Annotated in this window: 1 protein-coding gene; it reads left to right on the top strand. The window is 56.6% G+C overall.

Translation table 11 applies throughout. The annotated features are described in order from the left end of the window. On the top strand, window positions 1-334 hold a 334-nt coding region (locus C5687_RS24810; RefSeq protein WP_158252244.1), incomplete at both ends, for an Ig-like domain-containing protein.

The raw sequence follows: 334 nt of genomic DNA, 5'->3' as shown, positions 1-334 counted from the left end.
CTACGATAACGACGAGAAGATTGGTTCCGTTATTGTGGATGACGAGGGCAAGTGGTCCTATACGCCAGAGAAACCGCTGGACAAAGGCGATCACGAAATCACCACCACCGTAACCGATCCGTCAGGCAACACCAGTGAACCGTCTCCGGGGATCTCTTTCACCGTCGATCCGGATCCAAACCAGGTCACCGTGGGTGAAGTGGTGGATGACCAGGGCCCGATCGTGGGCAACCTGAAACCAGGCACCGTCACCGATGACGCGCGTCCTGAACTGAGCGGTAAAGGTAAGCCAGGCAGCACCGTGACCATCAAAGATGGCGACGATGTTCTGGGT

The organism is Enterobacter sichuanensis (assembly GCF_002939185.1).
GTDB lineage: Bacteria > Pseudomonadota > Gammaproteobacteria > Enterobacterales > Enterobacteriaceae > Enterobacter > Enterobacter sichuanensis.
This window is presented reverse-complemented; position numbering and strand designations above follow the sequence as displayed.